Origin of the sequence: Haloactinospora alba (assembly GCF_006717075.1) — a bacterium.
Classification (GTDB): domain Bacteria; phylum Actinomycetota; class Actinomycetes; order Streptosporangiales; family Streptosporangiaceae; genus Haloactinospora; species Haloactinospora alba.
This window is the reverse complement of record NZ_VFQC01000001.1, coordinates 2793124-2812205: the sequence shown is the minus strand read 5'-3', so window position 1 is coordinate 2812205 and position 19082 is coordinate 2793124. Positions and strand designations below refer to the sequence as shown.

Below are 19082 nucleotides of genomic sequence, written 5' to 3'. Positions count from 1 at the left end.
GTGCTCTCCCCGCCCGCCCGGCGCAACGGTTCAGCGTACGACCACCTGGTCGGTGACCCGCAGCCGTTCGCCGTAGAACCCGCCCGCGGCGGTGATCGCGGCGACCACCGCGAGCAGCGCGGCCGGCGCCCACCAGGAGCCGTCCGCGCTGCCCAGCATGGCGGTCGCGACGAACGGCAGGAACCCGCTGAGAGCCCCCGCGATGTTGTAGGCCAGGTTCACGCCGCTGTAACGCAGGTGCGCCGGGAACAGTTCGGTGAGCAGCGCGCCGGACACGGCGTAGGCGATGGAGAGGGTGCCGACACCGGCGGTGACCGCCAGCACGATCAGGGCGGGGTGGGCCGTTTCGGTCAGTAGGAAGATCGGAGCGGCCGCCAGAGCTGTGACGAGGCCGCCCCACATGGTGACCCTGCCGGGGCCGAGCCGCTCGCCGAGCCGGCCCACCAGGATGATCACGCAGATCTGGGCCGCCGCGGCGACGAGTGTCGCGTTCACCATCAGGCTGCGGGACACCCCCACCGTGTCCGTGCCGTAGCTGATGATGAACGTCGTCATCATGTAGAAGCCGCCGACTCCCAGGAACGCCGAGGCGATCGCAACACCGAGCCGCCCCCATGCCTGCCGGAACACGTCCACGGCGGGGACCTTCGCCCTGTCCTCCTGGCTCTCCATCTCGGTGAAGATCGGTGACTCCTCCACCCTGCGGCGGATGTAGACCGCAACCACCAGCAGCGGGAAGGCGGCGAGGAAGGGGAGGCGCCACCCCCACGCGTCGAACTGCGCGGAAGGCAACGTCAGCACCAGGGAGAACGCGCCGGAGGACAGAAGCGTGCCCACGGGGGAGCCGATCTGGGGCAGTGCGGCGTACCGGCCGCGTTTCTCCGGAGGCGCGTGCTCCACGGCGAGAGTCACGGCGCCGCCCCATTCGCCGCCCACGGCCACGCCCTGGAGGAGGCGCAGCAGCGCCAGCAGGATCGGTGCGGCGATCCCGATACTGGTGTAGTCGGGCAGCAGCCCCACACACCCGGTGGCGACGCCGATCATCACCACCGTGACGAGCAGCGCGGGCCGCCGGCCGATCCGGTCACCCGCCCACCCGAAGATGACGGCACCCACGGGTCGGGCGACGAAGCCCACCCCGAACGTGGCGAACGCCGCGAGGGTCGCCGCCAGCGCGTCGAGGCTGGTGAAGTACAACCGGTTGAAGACGAGAGCGGCCGCGGTGCCGAAAAGGAAGTAGTCGTACCACTCCAGGGCCGTACCGACGAACGCGGCGAAGGCGATACGGCCCGATTCGCGGCTGCTCACCACCGGTGCGCCGTTGTCGTGGCGCTGAGTGGCGCTGTCCGGGTCGAGGTCACTCATCGAGGTTTCTCCTAAGAACCCGCCGCGGTCGCGCGGCCTCGGGATTCGGGGGATACCGGGGTGGACGCGGCCGCGGCCGTCAGGCCGGGGAACGCGTCGGCCCCGTGAACGCACTCGCCACCGAGGAGGGTGGCGAGCACGGTGATGTCGCCGATGGGGGTGTCGCCGGGGTCCGCGGGGTCGCGGTCCAGCAGCACGAGGTCGGCGAGCTTTCCGCGCGTGAGCGTGCCGCGGCGGTGCTCGTCGCGGTTGGCCCACGCGGCGTCGGACGTGTAGGCGCGCAGCGCCTGCTCGGGGCGGACGCGTTCGTCGGCTCCCAGAACCGCGCCGCCGCTGCTGGTGCGCTCCACCATGGACTCCATGCCGAGCAGTGGCGCGCCGGGAGCGACCGGCCGGTCGGAGCTGCCCGGTACACGCACCCCCTGCTCCAGGAAGGAACGGTGGCGGTAGAGCCACGGGACGCGTTCGGCGCCCAGCGCGTCGCGCATGGTGTCGCCCACGGTGTGCAGGAACCGCGGTTGCGGTACCGGCGTCACCCCCAGACGGGCGAACCGGGCCACCTGGTCGGGGCGCACCACCCCCGCGTGTTCGATGCGGTGGCGTGCCTGCGGCCAGGGCGCTGCCTGCTGGGCCCGGGCGAACGCGCGCAGCGCCAGGTCGACGGCGTCGTCCCCGATGGCGTGGGCGGCGACGCGCCAGCCCGCGCGGTGCGCGTCGACGATCAGCTCCTGCATGTCCTCGGCGCTGCCCTGATACAAACCCCGGGTGTGCCCGTGGTCGCAGAACGGTTCGGAGACGCTGGCGGTGCGTCCGATGAGGGAACCGTCCAGCCAGATCTTCATCGGGCCGAGGCGGAGCCGGTCGTCGCCGAAACCGGTGCTCAGCCCGAGGTCGATACCCAGGTCGATGCCGTCGTCGCGGTGCGCCGGCAGGGTGTGCATGTTGTCGGCGGCGACCATGAGCTGGACCCTGGTGCGCAGTGTTCCGCGCTGCCGGGCGAGCTGGTAGGCGGCGGCCTCCACCGGGCTGCGGCCGATCAGCCCCCGGCCGATTCCGGCCTCCACCACGTGGGTGAGGCCCTCGGCGGCGTAGACGGAACTGGCGCGGCCGAGGGCGTCGGCCAGCTCGGCCACGGAGGTGGGCAGGACGAGTTCGTCCACCAGCTCCTGGGCGCGTTCCTGCAGCACGCCGGTGGGCCTGCCGGCGGCGTCGCGGACGATGACACCGCCCTCGGGGTCGGCAGCGTTCTCCTCGGCCCCGATCATGCGCAGGACAGCGCTGTTGACCACGCACATGTGCCCGGACCGGTGCTTCACCCACACGGGGCGGCCGCCGGCGGCGCGGTCCAACCCGTCCCGGTCCGGATGGGCGCCCATGGCGGCGGTGTCGTACCCGGAACCCACGACCCACGCCCCCTCGGCGGTGGCGTCGGCGCGCCGCGACACCTCCCGGTACAGCTCCTCCAGGGTGGTGACGTGCTGCAGCGGCAGTTCGGCCAGGGACTGGCCGAACCAGGCCATGTGGTTGTGGGCGTCGCCGAACCCGGGCACGAGCGCCGCTCCGCCGCAGTCCACGGTGGTCCGGGCGGGAAGATCCGCCACCTCCTCGTCCAGCCCGGCGATGTGCCCGGCGAGGACGCCGAGACTGCGGGCGCGGGGCCGGTCAGGCGCCATGGTGCGCACGCGGGCGTTGGTGAGTTTCACATCCAGCATGTGCTGCCAGTACTCCTCGGTCCTGTCGCTGTTGGCCCGGTCACGCCAGGTTCTGCGCGCGGGTCAGGGGAAGCTCCGCGGCGCGGTGCACGTCGACGGGGCGCCCGTCCACCCGTACCGGGTCGGGACCGGTGGGTACCCGGACCTCGGGGGTGGCGGTGTTGCCGACCATGTCGGCGCGGCTCAGTCCCCGGCTGCCGCGTACGACGGTGTAGTTCACCCCGTCCGGTAGCGCGGCCCGGGCCGCGCTGTCCTCCAGGCACTCGCTGGACACGAACACGGTGGACAGGCGGCGCGGTGCGGCGCCGAGCCCGCCGAAGTAGGGGCCCATCGTCCGTGGCTGGGTGAGGCGGGTGGAGCCCGACCCGGAACCGGAAGCGCCCCAGGCGACGAAGCCGGACTTGAGGACCATCTCCGGTTGGGCGCCGAAGGTGGCGGGTTTCCACAGCGCGATGTCGGCGATGCTTCCCGGCCGCAGCGTTCCCACCTCGTGGGCCATTCCGTGCGCGATGGCCGGGTTGAGGGTGATCTTGGCGAGGTAGCGCAGCACCCGGTCGTTGTTGTCGGCCTCCGGACCCGCCTCGCCGGCCAGGTGCGCCTGGGTGTGCGCGAGCTGCCAGGTGCGGCGGGCGGTCTCGGCGATGCGCCCCATCCCCATGGAGTCGGAGTTGACGATGCTGATGGCGCCGAGGTCGTGCAGAGCGTTCTCGGCGGCGATGGCGTGTTCCCGCACGCGGCTCGCCGCGATGGACACGTCGCTCTCCACCCCGTGGTGGCCGCGGTGCACGGTCATCGTCATGGGGAGCAGCTCATCGACGGTGGCCGGTGTCAGCGGAAGGGTGGGGGTGGTGGAGGACGTCAGGACGTGGGGCTGGCCGACGATCTCCAGCAGGTCGGGATGCCCGCCGCCGCCCTCCACGTGGTAGGCGTGCACGTTGCGCCCCCGGGTGGCCAGCAGCGTGTCGGACAGGTATCCGGACTCGTTGAGGGTGTCGGTGTGCAGTGCCACCGGAAGGTCCGCCCGGTCGGCCACTCCCAGGCACGTGTCGACCATGCCCGGTGTGGCGCCCCAGTCCTCGTGGATCTTGAACCCGCCGGCCCCGGACAGCACCGCGCGTTCCAGCAGGTCGGACGAGGAGGAGGACCCGCGGGCGAGGAACGCGACGTTGACCGGTACGTCGCGCCACCCGGCGATGAGGTTGTGCAGGTTGGGCGCCGGGTTCGCGCCGACGTCCCACACGCCGCCGATGCCCATGCCGACCAGGGACGTCACCCCCGCGGAGAGCGCCGCCGGCACGACCTCGGGACTGGAGAGGTGGACGTGGGAGTCGATGAGGCCCGGGGTGGCGATCATGCCCTCCCCGGTGATCATCGCTGTGTGCGAGTCCACCACCAGTTCGACGCCGTCGGCGGTGTCGGGGTTGCCGGCGCGGCCGGTACCGACGACCCGGCCGTCCTTGATCCCGATGTTGGTCTTGCGCACCCCCGCCAGCGGGTCCAGTAGCAGCACGCCGAGGATGACCATGTCCAGCGCGCTGTCGCGCGGGGCCCTGCCGGCGACGAGCAGACCGTCGCGGGCGGTCTTGCCGCACCCGCCCAGTAGCTCCTCCCCGGGTTCGGTGTCGTCGGCCGTCACGCTCACCCACAGGTCGGTGTCGGCCAGGCGGATCCGGTCTCCCGCGGTGGGTCCGTAACGGTTCGCGTACTCGGCGCGCGGCATCCGGCTCACTGCTGTCCTCCTCGTGCGACGGTGGTGACGGTGCGGCACTCTCCGGCGGGGAACTCCATCGAGGTGCCGGCGGGCAGGTCCAGGCGGTGCCCTGCGGCCGCCCCGCGGTCGAACTCGAGTGCCGCGTTGGCCTCCTCCAGCGGGAAGTGGGAGGACAGCCAGACCGTGCGCTCGCCGGTGTTGCGGATCTCCAGTGAGGTCCGCGGGCGTCCCGGTGCCAGGGCGACCTCGCCCGCCGGGGTGCGTACCGCGCCGGCCCCGTCCTCCCCGGGAGCTCCGAACGGGCGCGGAACGTGGACGAGGGAGGAGCCGTGCGGGAACAGCGCCTCGACCTGCAGTTCCGGTACGGCGTCGGGGACGCCGGGCAGGAGGTTCTCGGGTGCCACGGCCTGCTGCGCCCGCCGCACCACCTCCTGCAGGGTCAGACCGTCCCAGGCGTCCTCCTGGATGCCGTCGCACACCAGCGCGATCGCTTCGGTCGATCCGAGGCTGGCTCCCCGCGCGAGGCGTCGACGGGCCAGGTCGGCCGCTGTGAACAGCAGCAGCCGCTCCTGTTCCCGCGGCGTGAGGTGCATGTGCCGGTCCCTTCCGTCGTGGGTGTCGTGGCCCGCTGCCGAACCCGCCGGACAACGGCAGAAACAGACATGACGGGTGAAAACGCGTGTGGTTCCACGGTGCCGGTGGGGTGACCTGGCCAACAATGACGAATCGCAGCGCATTGCGGCGGTGATAATGGGCGTATGCACAATTCGGCCGAGTACGGCGACGCTGACGCACCCCGCGCCGATCCCGGAGGCGCCGCCCCGCTGGACCGCCCGCCCGCCACCGAGGCGCTGGTCAGGGTCGTGCGGGACTGCCTCGCGGACCTCGACGAGCTCGTGAACCGCTACACCGGTGAGGTCGCGCGGTTCGAGGGCTACCAGGAGACCGTGCCGCACGAGGACCTGCGTTCGACCGCCCACACCAGCCTCGAACTGCTGCTGCGCCTCATCGGGGACCTCCCCCTGCCGCAACGGCTGCACGGGATCTCCGCCGACCTCGGCCGGCGGCGCGTCCACCAGAACGTCCCCTTGGAAGAGCTCCTCCAGGCGGTACGTACCGACTTCCGGCTGCTGTGGACGGCGATGCTGGAGCGGATACCGCCCGAGGAACTGCCCGCGCTCACGCGCGGTGCCGTGCGGGTGTGGGAAGCCGTGGAGTTCCACACCGTGCGTGTGCACACCGCCTATCTCGACGAGACCGCCGTGCTCGCCCGGGCGCGGGAGCGGGAGCGCGCCGCGCTCGTGGGACGACTACTGGCCTCCGAGGGCCGCGACCAGCAACTTGTCGCCCAGGTGGGAACCGCTCTGCGGGTGGACCCCGAGGCCGCCTTCACGGTGGCGGTCGCGCGGCTGCCGCGACAGCAACAGCGGCTGCGCGCGGCGGCCACCGCCGCACCAGCCGCCGCGTTCGCCCACGTCCAGGAACACGGGGGAGGGACGGTCCTGTTGGCGCTGCGGTCCGGCGCGTCCCAGCTGGCCGCCGCGCCCGGGGGAGCGGCGCCGCCGCGCTGGTTGGAAAGCGTCCCGTGCGCCCTCGGGCCTGTGGCCGCCGGGCTGGCACGTGTGCCGCGCGCGCTGCGGGCGGCGGAGACCGTCGCGGCGACGTTGGACGACACCACCACCGGGCCCGTCACCCTCCGCGACGCGTGGGCGCCGGTGGCCGCCGCGCGCATGGGTGAACTCGGTCCCGTACTGGCCCACGAACTGTCGGGGGCGCTCCAGGACCTTCCCACCCACGAGCGGAAACGGCTGGTGTCGACGTTCACCGCCTACGCGCGCACCGGGTCGGTCAGCGAGACGGCGGGGGAGATGTACTGCCACCGCAACACCGTGCTGAACCGGCTCAACCGGCTGGCTGAGCTCACCGGGTGCCGGATCACCTCCCCGGCGGAGGCGGCGGCGCTGCTGCTGGCCCTGCACTGCGAGGCCGAGGAGATCCAGTGAGCCGCGCGGCGGCCGGCGGGGTGCGCGCGGGTTGAGGCTCCCGCTGTCAGCCGGGAAACTGTTCCGGACCGGGACGAGCACGCACTGTGGCCGGTTTCGGCCACGATGCGGCGATCCCGGCGTGTCGACCTTGAATCGGTGTTAGAGAAGGCGCGGGGCCGTCAGCCGCTTTCCGCGGCCCGATCGTATGTTGGCGAACACGACACGATGGAGTGCTCAGTGCCGGAGATGAAGGCGCGCATCGAGTTCGAGGACGATGTCACCGAGAAGGAAGCCGACGAGCACACCAGGTTCCTCCTGCGGCAGTTGGAACAGCTCAACATCGAGCGCGTCGAGCTCGCCGAGACAGAGGGTCCGTCGGGCACGCGCGGTGACGCCGCCACCCTCCTCGGCGCCGTCACCCTGGCGGGATTCGCGGTCGCCAGGGTCCTCCCGCACATCGTCGCGGTGGTCCAGACCTGGTTGGAGACCAGCGCCCAAAAGTCGGTGACCTTGGAGGTCAACGGCAGGAAACTGCAGATGACGGGGCGGACCACCGAGAACGAGGTGAAGAGGTACATCGCGGTGCTGGAGGAGGACGCGTCTTCCTCGGAGAACGTCAGTGAGGACGGGCAGCGGTGACACGCACAGCGGTACTGATCGGCACCAACACCTACGACGATCCCGCCTACGCGAACCTTCGCTCGCCGACCGCCGATGTCGATGCCATCGACACGGCGCTGCGGGACAACGGCCACTTCGACGAACGCAAGGTGCTGATCGACCCGACCTACGCGGAAGCCTCCTCGATCCTGGAGGAGGTACTTAACGGCATGCCGGATGATCTCGTCTTCATCTCCATTTCCGGCCACGGAGTGAAGAACAAGCGGGGCAGGCTGCACCTGGCGCTTCGTGACACGTCCAAGAAATTGTTGGCAAGTACCGGGCTCTCCGCTGAGAAGTTGCAGCGGATGCTCGAGGATTCCCGGGTCAACAGCAAACTCCTGCTGCTGGACTGCTGCTACAGCGGCGCTTTCGCCGACGGGTTCACCACCCGGGACGACGGGGACGAGGGCATCGATGTCGAACGGGAGTTCCTCAACGGCGAAGGCACCTACGTACTCGCGGCCGCCGGATCCGGACAGGAGGCTAAAGAGGGCGACAACTCGACCAAGCCGACGCCGTCGCCGTTCAGCGCCGCGGTCGCCCGCGCGTTGGCGGGAGAGGGGCCGGACGGGAACGGTGACGGCTGGATCGACACCTCCGACCTGTACCAGTACGTGCACCGGCAGGTGGACAGCCTCGGGGGCCAACGCGTCACCGGCTTCTCCTTGGAAACGCACGGCTCGATCAGACTCGCCCGCCGGGTGGACTCCCTGACCGCGACACCGGCCTCACCGGGGCACCACGAGAGGCCCGCTCCCACCGCGCGCACCGCCGACAGGGACGGGAACGGCCACGGAGCACAGCCACGCGAGTCCGGAAACGCCCGGAACCGGGACCCCCACGCCCCCCTGGACGTCCAGCAGTGGAAGTCCCTGTTCTCCTACTACCACTCCTGCCTCACGCGGCAGAGTGTGCTGCAACAGCTTCCCGACGTGCACGGGACCCAGGTGGCCGCCTGCGACATGGGATCGGAGGAGCTGCTCAGCGGTGCCGGGGAACAGTGGAGCCCCACGGGCAAAGCCGCCACCCTCGCCGCCAACGCGCGCAGGAGCGGGCAGATGCTCCGGTACGGCTACCCGGCGGTGCTGTTCGACGCGGCGGCGCTGAACAACGGCGGGAGACGCGACTGGAAGATCGCACCACTCCTGGTCATGGACCTGGAGGTCAGCGTGGCGGACGACGGCGAGCAACAGCTCGTCCCGGTGAGCGAACCCATGCTCAACACGGCCGTTCTGACCTCGATAGCCGAGTACAACCCGGACGAGCTCAACGAGTTCCTCACCTGGTTCGAGGCGGACTGGGCCGGTACCGGAGTCGCCGGACTCGGCGACAAGGCACGCAGCGTGTGCGAACGGCTCGACCTGCCCCGCGTCCACGACCTTGTCCCCGGAGAGCTGCGCCGCGAACTGGACCTCGCCAAGCCGTACCGGAAGGGCGCGCAGAACGTCGCCGTGCTCCACCGCGCGGACAGGGCGGACGCGGCGGTACAGCAACTCGTGCGGGACCTCGACGTGCGGGGGGATCACGCCCTGAAGACTGACCGCATCCCCAGCACCGCGCTCGCCGCGTTGGGCGGGGACACCGGTCCGGGACCGTGGTCGCGTTCCCCTCGTCCCGTCATCACGGGAAACAGCAACAGCGCCCAGGAAGAGATCCTGCACGCGGCGATGGAAAGGCGGCTCACCGTCGCCACCGGTGCTCCCGGCACCGGTAAGAGCGAACTGATCACCTCGGTGGTAACGACGGCCGTGGCCGATGGGCAGTCCGTACTGGTGGCCTCCACCAACAACACCGCCGTCGACGAGGTGGTGAACCGGGCCAACGCGCTGCTGCCCGGGGCGGACCTCGTGGTGCGGACGGGAAACGCCGACCGGCGGAAACAGGAACCCGACATCCTCACCACCCTGCGCAACGCGCGGTTCGGAGCAACGGATGTCCGCACCGCGGCGGAAAGCCTCGACGACCACGAACAGCGGCTCAGCGTCGCACAGGCCAATCTGGGAGGGACCGCCACCGCCGAGCACCAGCTCGCGGTGCTGTCTCCCGTGCGGCAACGCGAGCGCGCGCGGCTGCCGGAGGCACTCACCCCGGCGAGTTTCCCGGACGCGGAAGTGGATACCTGGGCCAGCCGGATCGAAAAGGCCCTGGAGAACCGCTGGTCGGGCTGGTGGTACCGGTGGCGCGTCCGGCGCCGGTTCGGAATCCGCGGAACCGACGACGAACTCGTCGCCGTACTGCGGTTCCTGCACACCGAACGCGAGTGGCGTCACACCCGCCGGGTCCTCGCCGACCACCCCGCTCCGGAGTCCTCCCGGAACACCGTTACCGCCGTTCGCGAGGGGCGCCGCGAGGACGGCTCCAATTACCTCGTGGGCAACGTCGCCGCGGGGATACGCGGCGGCCAGGACGCCATTGACGCGCGGTTGCAGGCGCTCAACTCCGGTGCCACGTCCTGGAAGGGGATCCCCCAACTACTCGCGGCCGTGCGGGCGTGGGCCACAACCTCCCGTTCGGTGCGCAGCGTGTTCCCACCCAACCCGGGGCTGTTCGACCTGGTCGTCGTGGACGAGGCCAGCCAGTGCACCATCCCGGACCTGATCCCGCTGCTGTACCGGGCGAAGCGGGCGCTGGTGATCGGGGACCCGCACCAGTTGCAACCGGTCAACACCCTGGAGTACCGGGACGACCGGCGCTACCAGGGGGAGAACGGTCTCGACGAGCAGTGGTTGGAGGACCGTTCGCTGCTTTTCACGAGGAACTCCGCCTACCACGCGGCGGCCGCCGCCCTCTCGGCCAGTGGGGACGATGTGCTGTGGCTGGACGAGCACTACCGGTGCCACCCCGACATCGTGACCCCGGTGAACCGCCGCTTCTACGGCAACCGGCTGGCGGTCCGCACCCGCACCGACAAGCTGGCCTCCACACACGACCCCGCGCTGCGGTGGATCGATGTGCGCGGCGCCCCGGACCGTCCCGGCGGGTTCTCGTGCCGCAACCAGGGGGAGGCCCAGCGCGTCATCGAGCTGTTGCGTGAACTGTGGCGGGAGCTTCCGGACGACGTGGACATCGGCGTGGTCACCCCGTTCGCCGCCCAGCTGCGCGAGCTGCGCTCCCGACTCGGGGAACGGGCCGAGGAACGCATCCGGTGCGGAACCATCCACACGTTCCAGGGCGGCGAGCGCGACGTCATCGTGGTGTCGCCGACCGCGGCGACGGGAGCCGACACCCGCCCGGCGAACTGGGCCGTCCAACAGCAGAACCTGTGGAACGTCGCCGTGACCCGGGCCAAATCACGACTGTACGTGGTGGGTGACCGCGGGTACTGGTCCGCGTGCCAGGGTCTGCTCGCCGACCTCGCCAACGCGCGCGACGACGGCGACGACACCGACCCGTCCCGGGACGAGGCCCGGACCGCCCTGTTCGGCGCGTTGCGGGACCGCGGCTCCGAACCGCGGGTGGGTACCCGCATCGGTGGCTACCACTGTGACCTGTACGTCCCGACCTCCGAGGGCGGAGTGGCGGTCCTCGTCGACTGGGCCGGGGCGGGCGACCCGGTCGCTCCCGCTCCCGGTCGTTGTCTGCAACGCACGCTCGACCGCGTCGCCCTGTTCGGGACGGTGTCGGGACTGCCGACGCTGCGGGTTCCCGCCTGGCGCTGCCTCACCGAACCGGACACGGTCGCCCGGGAGGTGGTGTCGGCGCACCCCCACGGGAACGCGCAGGGTCCCGAACAGCCGTCCCCGCTGGTTGAGGTGCCCCGGTCCTGAAACGCTCCACCCGTTTCCCCCCGAGGGGCACTGTCGGGAGACAGCGGTCACAGCGGTCGCGGGCCCTCGGTCACGTTCCGGCAGCGCCTGTGGTGCCCTCCTGCCCCGAACCGTGGATGAGCCCGGTCAGGAACTCGTGTGTCTCCGGATCGGTGGAATAGAGGAGAGTTCCACGCAATCCCCGGGTGAGAAGGACCTTGTAGACGTTGCGGATCAGGTTCTCCGCCTCGGTGTCGCTCATCCTTTTCTTGCGCAGGTCCGCGTCCTCGCTGGCGGAACGGTCGACAACCAGGCGGCCGTCCCGGAACAGCAGGTCAGGGCCGATAATCACTCCGGACCAGTCGTACTCGAAACCCTGTGCCGTGTAGACGCACCCCACCTGGTCGAAACCGCCGCTCGCGGTCGCCCAGAGGGAGTGGGGCGGAGCGCCGTTGACGGCACGGGTCTCCGGGTTGTTCCAGGGGCGGTGCCAGTCACCGATCCGGACGTCGGCGACGAGCGTGCCGTCGGAGCGCACCTTGCTCCACGGCCAGCAGAAACCAGCGCTGATACGGGCGGTGTACCCGTGGTCCAGCGTGGGCCGCAGCTTGTTCTCCATGTCCCAGGGGGAGTCCGCGGTCGCCAGCCGGAAGTTCTCGTCCCCCTCCCACGGCACGGGGCCGCCCGGTTCCAGCCCCAGCAGACGCCGGACCCACCGTTCGTACTTCTCGCTGCCACCGCAGCGCCACTGGCCGTCCAGTGATATGTGGTGGACACGCAGCCCTTTCGACTCGGCGAACTCGCGGATGGTGTCCACGGTTCCCATCTCCTGGGAACGGACCACCTGGTGCTGGTCGAGGAGGAACACGGGGACACGCGCGGCCGACACCAGCTCGTCGACCTGTTTCCGCCCGGTGCGGTGGTCGGCTCTGGTGAACCGGTTCTCCGAGGTCTCCCGGATCCGGTGCGCCTCGTCGCAGATCAGGACGTCGAGGTCGTTGGGGCGGGCCTGCATGTAACTGTTGAAGTACGTGAACAGTTTCTGCACCGCCGAGGAGCCCCTGCCGGCGGTCCTGCGCATGGTCTGGGTGAACGAGCGCGACCCTGTCGCGTGCAGGGCCGAGGTCCCGTTGCGGTACAGCTCACCGAGCAGCGAGAGCGCGATAACGCTCTTCCCGCTCCCCGGCCCGCCGCTGATGATCACGACGTTCTTCCTGTCCTCCGAACGCGCCTGTTCCACGGCGTGCAGGACCGTGCGGTAGGCGGTGTGCTGCTCGTCCAACAGCGTGAACTGCTCCCGGTGCCGGATCTCGTCAGCTGCCACCGACATCAGGGGGCGGCTGGGGCGCCAGTGGCCGCCGACCAGCCTGTCCGCGGCCCTGGCTCCGGACTTGGTGGAGAGGCGGGAACGGAGGAAATCCAGGAACTCACCGCGCTGCTGGTGGGTGAAAAGCTGACCGTTGTCGTCGCCCGGAAGCGAGTGGAGGTCGCGGACGTCGTTGTCCACCGCGTTGTGCAGGTAGGCCACACCCCGCACGCTCGTCCCCGGATCGTGTACGGAGCTGACGAACTCGCTTATGTACTCGCAGTAGTCACGCACCTGTAGCACGGGATGGAGGCGGGGGCCGCCGGGAGCGTCCACGGTGACCAGGGTCGGGTCGTCCTCCCAGGTGCGGGCGCTGCTCCACTGCTTGAGCTCCACCACGACGTAGCTGTTCTCCCCGGTCTCGGGGTGCAGCCCCGCGAGGACGGTGTCGGCCCGTTTGCTGGTGAGCGGGAGCTGGTACTCGATGAGGACCTCGACATCGCCCAACCCCGCGTCCACGAGGTCCGCTCCCAGGACGGGCAGGCTCCGGTTCCAGGAGCGGACCTCGGCTTCGTTGGGTGGCGATCCCTTGCTGTGCAGGAGGTACTCACGGATCTGTTCCCCCAGCTCGCTCTCCAGGGGGGAGTGGGAGGCAAGGTTCTTGGCGGATCGGCGGAAAACCGGCACGTATGTCCCCAGGCAGCACGAAAGGTTCGTGCGGGTGGGGGCATATCCGCCGGAAGGGTGGAAGCCCGTCGGGCCGCATCAGGATCACCGACAGGCTACCGAACCTCCCGCCATGAAGGGGATTCAGGCGGTCAGGCCCTGGTCGGCGGGCGGTGTTCGTCGCGAGTGGCACTGGGCGGAGGCTGTACTGGTACCAATCCCTGTTCCGGGGAACCGACGAACACGTCCCCGGAACAGGGGTGATGGTGTCGGCGGTGTGACGCGTCCGTCCGACGCGAGGTTCGGCCAACACCGCCGCCGACCCGCGTCCCGGTCAGCGGCGTGGTCCGTAGGACCGTGGTGTCGGAACGGTGGCGACCCCCTACTCGCCCGTCCCCGCCTCACCGGCACGCGCGATGAAGTCCATCTGGGCCCGGGTGGGGCCGCCGTACTGTTGCCGGATCTCCTCGGCGTTGTCGGACTGCATCCGGTACAGCGAGTCCCGCAGGTTGTCGTCGCCGCCGTGGAACCGGTGCAGTAGCTCCTGCCACTCGCGGGCCATCTCCCGGGCCTCGGGGGCGGAGGGATCCGTCCCCGCGTCGATCGCCTCCTGTACCCGGGCGAGGAGCCGGGGCCAGCGGGCCTCGACCTCGGCGACGGCCTCCTCCCCGGCACGCTCGCGGCGTTGGGCCAGCTCGGCGAGTTGGGTCTCGCTGAAATAGCTCCTGATCGTCTCGTCCACAGTTACCACCTTCTGGATGAGTTCCGTGAAGTCGGTGACGGTGGCTCCGCCGGGGGCGTTGACCTGTGTGATCATCGTGTCCAACTGGGCCCGCAGGTTGCGGATCACCGCCAGCTGCCGGTCCAGGTGGCCGCGGTGGCGCTCAAGCAGCTCGCCGAGCGGGAGCTTTCCCTCCAGCACGGCGCTGATGGACTCCAGTGGCAACCCGAGCTGGCGCAGGGCCAGGACCTGGTAGAGCCGTTGGACGTCACCGGTGTCGTACAGGCGGTGCCCGGCCGTCGTCCGCTCGGACGGGCAGACCAACCCCAGATGGTCGTAGTGGTGCAGCGTCCGCACGGTCACACCCGTCTCGGCTGCTAACCGCCCGATCTTCCGGAACCGGGCGGACTGCTCCTGTGCCATGGCCGTTTTCCCGTCACCGTTGCTCCGTCCGAGGCGTGTCGCCCCGGTGGAACCGATACTGCGGGCTGACGCGGCGTCAGGTTCAAGTGTTACGTGCCGGATGCTGCGATGGAGTACCGACGGATGGCCCGGTGATCGCCGTGCCGCCTCTTCGCGGAAGAGACGGTGGTGATGGAACACACCGAACACGCCGCTCTCCACGGTGGGGAGTCCCTGTCAGGCGTGTCGCACAGGGGCGGAACCGCCCCTGTGCGGGGGCGGACACGAGTTCCTGTGGACAGTGCGATGTTGGGGACCGCGTAAGGGTAGTGCGGCGTTAGAGTAATGGCCACCGAACCGCACAGACATGGAATGCGAGCCGAACTGTGTCCGATCCCTTCGTTCACCTGCATGTGCACACCGAGTTCTCGATGCTGGACGGCGCCGCCAAGTTGAAGCCGCTGTTCGCCGAAGCGGTGAACCAGGGTATGCCGGCGGTGGCGATGACGGACCACGGCAACATGTTCGGAGCCTACGAGTTCTGGGAACAGGCCAAGTCCGCCGGGGTGAAACCGATCATCGGCATCGAGGCCTACGTGGCCCCGGAGTCCCGGTTCCACAAGAAGCCGGTGAAGTGGGGCATCCGCACCAACGACGAGGACGGGAGCGCCGCCGAGGCGGGCAAGGACATCTCCGGCGGCGGCCGCTACCTCCACCTGACCATGTGGGCGCGCAACGCCGTCGGACTGCGGAACCTGTTCCGGATGAGCAGCCTCGCCTCCCTCGAGGGCTACTACATGAAACCCCGGATGGACCTGGAGCTCATGTCGCAACACAGCGAGGGCGTCATGGTCTCCACCGGCTGCCCCTCCGGCGGGGTGCAGACCCGGTTGCGGTTGGGACAGGAACGCGAGGCCCTGGAGTACGCCTCCCAGCTGCGTGACATCTTCGGCAAGGACGCGGTGTGGCTGGAGCTGATGGACCACGGGGTCGACATCGAGCGCCAGGTCCGGGACGGTCTGCTGAAGGTCGGCAAGGAACTGGACCTGCCGCCGGTGGTGACGAACGACTCGCACTACGTCACCGAGGACCAGGCCAACACCCACGACGCGCTGCTGGCGGTCGGCGTCGGCAAGAACCTGGACGACCCCAACCGGTTCAAGTTCAACGGCTCGGGCTACTACATCAAGAGCGCCGAGGAGATGCGCTCGATCAACAGTTTCGACGAGTGGCAGCAGGGGTGCAGGAACACGCTGGCCATCGCCGAGATGGTGGAGGACGGCGCCTACGACGAGGTGTTCTCCCACCGCGACCTCATGCCGCGCTACTCGGTCCCCGAGGGGGAGAGCCAGGCCACCTGGCTGCGCCGGGAGGTCGAGAACAAACTGCCGAACCGCTACCCCGAGGGCGCCGGCGACGACGTGCGCGAGCGCGTCGAGCACGAGCTGGGGATCATCAACGGGATGGGCTGGCCCGCCTACTTCCTGGTGGTGGCCGACATCTGCCAGTACGCCCGCGACAACAGGATCGCGCTGGGCCCCGGGCGCGGGTCGGCGGCGGGTTCGCTCGTGTCCTACGTGCTGGGCATCACCGACATCGACCCGCTGAAACACGGGTTGATCTTCGAGCGGTTCCTCAACCCGGAACGCGTCACGATGCCCGACATCGACCTGGACTTCGACGAGCGCAAACGCGGTGACATGATCCGTTACGTCACGGACCGCTACGGTGAGGGCCAGGTCGCCCAGATCCTCACCTTCGGTCTCATCAAGGCCAAGGCCGCGGTCAAGGACTCCACCCGCATCCACGGCCTGCCGTTCTCCATGGGAGAGCAGATCACCAAGGCGTTCCCGCCGGCGGCCCAGGGCAAGGAGATCGACCTCGCGGCGATCTACGACGAGAACAACGAGCGCTACAGCGAGGCCAGCGAGCTGCGGTCGCTGATCGAGAAGGACCCCCAGGTGCGCACGGTGATGGACACCGCCCGCGGTCTGGAGGGCCTCACCCGCGGAACCGGGGTGCACGCGGCGGGGGTGATCCTGTCCGCCGAGCCCCTCCTCGACGTGATCCCGGTGCACAAGCGGGACACCGACGGCGCCATCATCACCGGGTTCCCGTTCCCGCAGTGCGAGGAGATGGGCCTGCTGAAGATGGACTTCCTCGGTCTGCGCAACCTCACGGTCATGGACGACGCGGTGAACAACATCACCGCCAACGAGGGCATCGAGATCGAGCTGGGTTCGCTGGCACTGGACGACGCGAACACCTACGAGCTGCTCTCCCGGGGCGAGACGCTGGGCGTGTTCCAGCTCGACGGGGGAGCGATGCGCCAACTCCTGAAGCGCATGCGGCCCAAGGAGTTCAAGGACATCGTCGCGGTGCTGTCCCTGTACCGGCCGGGCCCGATGGCGGCCAACGCCCACAACGACTACGCCGACCGCTCCAACGACCGCCAGGAGAACACGCCCATCCACCCGGAGCTGGAAGAGGCTCTGGAACCGATCCTGGGGGAGACCTACCAGCTGCTGGTGTACCAGGAGCAGATCATGGCGATCGCCCAGCAGCTCGCCGGCTACACCCTGGGCGGCGCCGACCTGATGCGCCGGGCTATGGGCAAGAAGAAGAAGGAGGCGCTGGAGAAGGAGGAGAGCAAGTTCTTCTCCGGTATGCAGGAGAAGGGCTTCTCCGAGGAGGCGATCCAGGCGCTGTGGGACGTCATGCTTCCCTTCTCCGGGTACGCGTTCAACAAGTCGCACGCCGCCGGGTACGGCATCGTGTCCTACTGGACCGCCTACCTGAAGGCCAACCACCCGGCGTCCTACATGGCCGCGTTGCTGACGTCGGTGAGCGGCGACAAGGACAAGTCCGCGATCTACCTGGCCGAGTGCCGCAAGATGGGCATCAACGTGCTGCCTCCGGACGTCAACGAGTCCGGTCTGCGGTTCACTCCGGTGGGTTCCGACATCCGGTTCGGGATGGAAGCGGTGCGCAACGTCGGCGCCCAGGTGGTGGAGTCGATCCTCAGAACCCGCCAGGAGAAGGGCAAGTTCACCAGCTTCACCGACTTCCTCAACAAGATCGAGCTCACCGCCTGCAACAAGAAGGTCATCGAGTCGCTGGTCAAGGCGGGGGCGTTCGACTCGCTGGGTGGTGCCCGTATGGACCTGTTCGACCACCACGAGGCCGCGGTCGACGCCGTGCTCAGTTCCAAGAAGCAGGAGGCCCACGGCCAGTTCGACCTGTTCGGCGCCGCCGGGGGGGACGGGGACGGACCCGTCGGTCTGGACATCACCTGGCACGAGCGGGAGTGGGACCGCAAGACCAAGCTGGCGTTCGAGCGCGAGATGCTGGGACTGTACGTCTCCAGCCATCCGCTCTCCGGCGCCGAGCGGATCCTGACGCGCAACAGCGACACCACGATCCTGGACGTCGCCAACGGGGAGCACCGGGACCGCAGCGAGGTGCAGATCGCCGGGCTGATGTCCTCGGTCGAGCGCAAGGTGAGCAAGAACAGCGGTAACCCGTGGGCGAAGGTCGTCGTCGAGGACATGGGGGGCTCCATCGACGTGCTGTTCTTCGCCGACGTCTACACGCTCTACTCCGAGTCCCTGGCCACCGACATGGCGGTGTCCGTGAAAGGCCGGGTGAAGGAGCGGGAGGGTGAGTACTCGCTGCAGGCCAACGAGATGACGATCCTGGACATCAGCCACCTCACCGACGGCCCGCCCCCCATGCTGCTGACCGTCCAGGAACAGCGCCTCACCCCGGAGCTGGTGGCCGAACTGAAACAGACCCTGGCCAACCACCGGGGCGAGACCCCGCTGACGATCCGGGTGGACAACCCGGTGAAATCGACCGTGTTCGAGGTTCCCAACTATCCCGTGCAGGTGGGAACGGACTTCGCCGGGGAGGTGAAGTCCCTGCTCGGCCCCGACTCGGTCAGCTACTGAGCGCGACCGGGTTGCGGTCCACCAGCGCCCGCTGTTGCCCGTATGCTCCTGGGCATGGACAACGATGAGCTGACGCAGCGCGTCCGGGAGCTGCGCGAACAGGGCCGCTCCCCGAAAGCGATCGCGCGGACCCTCGGCGTGTCACCCTCCCGGGTGGCGCCCGTGGTGCGCGCGATCGCGGAGGAGCAACCCCGGCCGACGGAGAACCCGGTCGCCGGGTGCTGGATCAGCCCGGGCTGGAGCCTCGGCCTGGGAGTCACCGGTGACCCGGAGTGGCCGGACAGCTCCCTGGTGGCCGAGGGGGACCCCGGCACGGACGAGCTGGTGACCGTGATCGTCACCCGGGAACGCCGGTGGGGCAACGTCGCGGTGTGCACCTACCTGGTGGACCCGTACTGCCTGGGGGTGAAACACGCCTACGGGCCGGACGTGGTGGACATCGCCGAGATCCCGCCCTATGTCCGGCGGATGTACGCCCCCTACGGCGACGAACCGGTACAGGCCCCCGTCGAGCTGGCCCAGGAGCTGGTGTTCGGGTCCGTCGCCTACGCCCGCGAGCTCGGGTTCGAGCCGGACAAGGACTTCGACGCGGCGGCGGGGCACCTCGGCGAGTGGAACGGGCCCGCCACGCTCACGTTCGGGTGGCACGGACGCCCGTACTACGTGCCGGGTCCCGACGACGACACCGATCACGTCCTGCGCACCCTGGAGCGGACCGTGGGCGCGGGCAACTTCGGCCACGCCGTGGAGTCCCAGGACACCTCGGCGTAGGACGGCACGGTGGCGGGCGGCCCCGGGCGGCCCCCGCCACGTGCGGCTCCGTCCCCAACAGGGCGCTGGAAGCTGCGGCGTGGT

General features: G+C 69.7%; 11 protein-coding genes. 5 read left to right on the top strand and 6 right to left on the bottom strand.

The genetic code is table 11. The annotated features are described in order from the left end of the window. Positions 1-30: 30 nt before the first annotated feature. From FHX37_RS12585 to ureA, 4 genes are read right to left on the bottom strand one after another with little or no spacing between them, the layout of a single operon-like run. The gene (locus FHX37_RS12585) at positions 31-1365 is read right to left on the bottom strand and encodes an MFS transporter (protein ID WP_141924066.1); all 1335 of its coding nucleotides are present in this window, start codon (positions 1363-1365) and stop codon (positions 31-33) included. 11 nt (positions 1366-1376) lie between these two features. Then, the gene (locus tag FHX37_RS12580) at positions 1377-3077 is read right to left on the bottom strand and encodes an amidohydrolase (protein ID WP_141924065.1); all 1701 of its coding nucleotides are present in this window, start codon (positions 3075-3077) and stop codon (positions 1377-1379) included. Between the two features lie 40 nt (positions 3078-3117). Beyond that, positions 3118-4797 carry an urease subunit alpha gene (locus FHX37_RS12575; protein WP_141925231.1) on the bottom strand — a complete coding sequence of 560 codons (1680 nt, stop codon included), beginning with the start codon at positions 4795-4797 and terminating at the stop codon, positions 3118-3120. A gap of 5 nt (positions 4798-4802) precedes the next feature. Continuing rightward, entirely contained in the window at positions 4803-5381 is a 579-nt protein-coding gene (ureA, locus tag FHX37_RS12570; RefSeq protein ID WP_141924064.1) for an urease subunit gamma, read from the bottom strand. 165 nt (positions 5382-5546) lie between these two features. Between ureA and FHX37_RS12565 the strand changes: the two genes are divergently transcribed. The 3 genes from FHX37_RS12565 to FHX37_RS12555 all read left to right on the top strand — a co-directional run bounded on the left by FHX37_RS12565 (position 5547) and on the right by FHX37_RS12555 (position 11203). Further along, on the top strand, positions 5547-6791 hold the full coding sequence (locus FHX37_RS12565; RefSeq protein WP_141924063.1) for a helix-turn-helix domain-containing protein: 1245 nt from the start codon (positions 5547-5549) through the stop codon (positions 6789-6791). A 219-nt stretch (positions 6792-7010) separates the two neighbouring features. Next, positions 7011-7412, top strand: a complete 402-nt coding sequence (locus FHX37_RS12560; RefSeq protein ID WP_141924062.1) for a hypothetical protein — start codon at positions 7011-7013, stop codon at positions 7410-7412. Beyond that, positions 7409-11203, top strand: coding sequence for a caspase, EACC1-associated type (locus tag FHX37_RS12555; RefSeq protein WP_141924061.1), 3795 nt, complete (start codon positions 7409-7411; stop codon positions 11201-11203). Before FHX37_RS12560 ends, FHX37_RS12555 begins: the two co-directional genes overlap by 4 nt. A 70-nt stretch (positions 11204-11273) precedes the next feature. Here the strand turns inward: FHX37_RS12555 and FHX37_RS12550 are convergent, their stop codons facing one another. Together FHX37_RS12550 and FHX37_RS12545 are read right to left on the bottom strand one after the other, a co-directional pair. Beyond that, positions 11274-13175 (bottom strand): DUF2075 domain-containing protein, encoded by a 1902-nt coding sequence (locus FHX37_RS12550; protein ID WP_141924060.1) that lies wholly within the window; start codon positions 13173-13175, stop codon positions 11274-11276. A 361-nt stretch (positions 13176-13536) separates the two neighbouring features. Continuing rightward, complete coding sequence (locus tag FHX37_RS12545; protein WP_141924059.1) at positions 13537-14298, bottom strand: MerR family transcriptional regulator; 762 nt, start codon at positions 14296-14298, stop codon at positions 13537-13539. A gap of 365 nt (positions 14299-14663) precedes the next feature. Here FHX37_RS12545 and dnaE point away from each other — a divergent pair, with 365 nt between their 5' ends. Together dnaE and FHX37_RS12535 are read left to right on the top strand one after the other, a co-directional pair. Beyond that, positions 14664-18227: a DNA polymerase III subunit alpha gene (gene dnaE, locus FHX37_RS12540; RefSeq protein WP_141924058.1), complete on the top strand. Its 3564-nt coding sequence runs from the start codon at positions 14664-14666 to the stop codon at positions 18225-18227. A gap of 54 nt (positions 18228-18281) precedes the next feature. Beyond that, complete coding sequence (locus FHX37_RS12535) at positions 18282-18998, top strand: helix-turn-helix domain-containing protein (RefSeq protein WP_141924057.1); 717 nt, start codon at positions 18282-18284, stop codon at positions 18996-18998. Positions 18999-19082 lie beyond the last annotated feature (84 nt).